The 2,651-nt window shown below is 75.0% G+C and carries 2 protein-coding genes and 1 pseudogene; 1 reads left to right on the top strand and 2 read right to left on the bottom strand.

The features are described 5' to 3' along the window. The coding region (gene sph / locus ACWDCZ_RS40185; RefSeq protein ID WP_449818575.1) for a sphingomyelin phosphodiesterase at window positions 1–816 on the bottom strand (816 nt) is incomplete at its 3' end. A gap of 238 nt (window positions 817–1,054) precedes the next feature. Here sph and ACWDCZ_RS40180 point away from each other — a divergent pair. After that, window positions 1,055–1,753, top strand: a complete 699-nt coding sequence (locus tag ACWDCZ_RS40180) for a hypothetical protein (RefSeq protein WP_449818574.1) — start codon at window positions 1,055–1,057, stop codon at window positions 1,751–1,753. On the opposite strand, the pseudogene ACWDCZ_RS40175 reads toward ACWDCZ_RS40180, so the two are convergent. Continuing rightward, window positions 1,735–2,651: pseudogene (locus tag ACWDCZ_RS40175) on the bottom strand (hypothetical protein); the annotation flags it as partial. The gene ACWDCZ_RS40180 and the pseudogene ACWDCZ_RS40175 overlap by 19 nt on opposite strands.

The raw sequence follows: 2,651 nt of genomic DNA, 5'->3' as shown, positions 1-2,651 counted from the left end.
GTGGCGCTGCCAGGCCTCCGTCCAGACCCGGACGTGGTGCTGCCAGGCCTCCTCGCCGAGGTAGGCGCGCGGGCGCAGCCCGTCCAGGGCGAGGTTGCCGTTGCTCAGCAGCGCCTGGTACTCGGAGCCGTGCGAGTCGATGTTGAGGTCGCCCGCGACCAGGACCGGCTCGTCGGCCGGGATCCGCTTGGCGTCCAGGAAGGCGCGCATCGCGGTGAGCTGCTTGGCCCGGATGTCCGCGGCCTGGCCGCTCGCGCAGCCGGAGTCGGTGGACTGGAGGTGGGTGCCGACCACGTGGGTGCGGCGGCCGTTGACGTCCAGCACGGCGTAGGCGAAGCCCTTGTTGGAGAACCAGTCCGAGCCGCAGGCGTCCTTGAAGACGTACTGCTCCTTGCGCAGGATCGGCCACTTGCTGAGCAGGGTGACGCCGCCGTCCTCGGGGGTGGTGGAGCTGTAGCTGCCGGAGGTGGCGTCCCAGCCGCTGGTGGAGCGGCCGACCACCGGCGTGTGGTACGGGTAGGCGGCCGAGGCCTTGGCGGTGAGCGCGTCGGAGGCCGCGTTGTCGAAGGCCTCCTCCAGCACGACCACGTCGTGGCCCTGGAAGAAGTCCGCCGAGGCGATGGCCTGCGCCCGGTGCTGCTGGCCCCAGTTGGGGTAGAGCGAGGTGCTCATCAGGAAGGTGTTGTAGGTCAGCACGTCGAGCGGGGGCGCGGTCGTCGGGGCGGTCTCGGCCGAGGCCGGGGCGGCGCCGAGCACGGCGAGGACGGTGGCGGCGGCACCGGCGGCGAGGGTGCGGCGGACGGACGACAGGGGCATCGGGCCTCCAGGAGGGCATCGCGGGTGTTGTCGTGGACCCGTCGGGTCAAGGGATGTTGTGTATCCAACTCGGCTCCCCGCACGGCCCGCAAGACAGCGGGCGAGCATGTGATGAACTCGTCGGTAACACCCGCGTCGAGGGCCTGACGGGCGGTCACCGCCCCGCCCCTCCGTACCGCGTGCCGGGAGCGGCGGTCAGACTGTCCCCAGCACCACGGAAGAACGGACGGGGGAAGGCATGGCCCGCAGGAAGAAGCAGAAGAGGCCGCTCGCGGAGGGGGTGGTCCGGCCGCCGAAGCGGGTCCGCAGGCGCCCGGAGCCGCAGCTGTCACCGAAGGCGGTCCGCCGGACGGCCTGGCCGGTCGGGGTGCTCACCCCGGTGCTGATGGTCGGCCTGGCCGTGCTCGGCAGCAACCCGGACTACGAACTCCCCTGCGGCATCCTGGCGTTCGTGGTGCTCTCGGCGGGCGTCATCGGGCTCGGCTTCGTCCGGCCCCGCGGCCTGGTCATCTGGCCGGCCGTCCTGTTCGGCGTGCTGCTGCTGGCGCTGCCGGCGGGGAGCATCCGGGCGCAGATCCTCACCGACCGCGGGGTGGAGACCGCGGTGGTGGTCACCGCGGCCCACAGCGCCAAGGACAGGAACGGCACCGTCAGCTGGACCTGCGACCTGCGCCGCGCCGACGGCCGGCCGCTGCCGCACGCCCGGGTCGGCGGCTTCGGCTGCTCGGCGTACGCCGTCGGCGACACCGAGAACGTCCTGGTCGACCCGGCGGGCTGGGCCCCGCCGGTCTCCCTGGACGAGGACCTCCCGTTCCGCCGCGGCGGCGTCTACGTCACCGCGGCGCTGGCCGTCCTGTGGGGCCTGCTCACCCTGGTCGCGGCGCGCCGCACCCTGCGGGATCCGGGCGCCGCGGCCGGTCAGCGGGGCGGCAGGTAGCGCACCAGGACGTCGGAGCCGGTGCCGTTCAGGGCGCCGAACAGCAGGGTGGTGCCGAACGCGTCCACCGCGGGCGCGAAGGACGGGCCGACGCCCTCGGCGACCCGCTCGACCAGGCCGGTCCTCAGGTCCCGCCGGAAGAGGTCCGGGGCGCCGTTGGTGTCGCCGGGCACCAGGCCGGCGTCGTCCGAGACGAAGTAGACCCAGCGGTCGTCCGCCGTCATGACGCCCGGCTGGGTGCCGGCGGGGGCCACCTCGGTGACCGCCCCGGTGCGCAGGTCGCGGGCGAGGAGCGGGACGCGGGTGGCGCCCTGGCCGGGCTCGAACACCCGGAACAGCGCGAACCGGCCGTCGGGGCTCAGCCGGCTCTGCCGCACGGCGTCGCGCAGGGTGCCGCTCGCGTCGACGCTCGCGCCCTCGATCCGGCCGGTGCGGGTGTCGTGGACGTAGAGCGGGAAGAGCTGGCGGGCGGGCGGCGGCTTCAGGGCGGGCCGGGCGGTCGGGCCGGTCGCGGCGGCCGGCAGCAGGTTGGCCGCCTTCGACCGGAACGCGACGGTCCGGCCGTCCGCGCTGAGCGAGGGCTCCACCGAGCCGCCGTCGGCGGGGGCGCCGCCCTGCCCGGTGCTGACCAGCCGGGTGCCGCCGGTCCGGCGGTCCGTCAGGTAGACGTTGGCGGTGCCGGCCCCCGCCCCGGGGGCGAGGTCGGCGCGGTCCGAGGAGTAGGCGACGAAGCGGCCGTCGGCGCTGATCGCGGGGCTGACGGAGTTTCCGGCGCCGGTGCCGGCGGTGACCAGCTCGGTACGGCCGGTCAGGCGGTCGCGGACGTAGACGTCGGTGCGGCCGCTGCCGTTCCTGGGGACGGCGTTGGCGGCGTCGCTGCTGAAGGCGACGTACCGGC

It is taken from the genome of Kitasatospora sp. NPDC001225 (assembly GCF_053597855.1).
The sequence above is the reverse complement of the archived record's forward strand: the minus strand, read 5'-3'. Positions and strand labels throughout refer to the sequence as shown.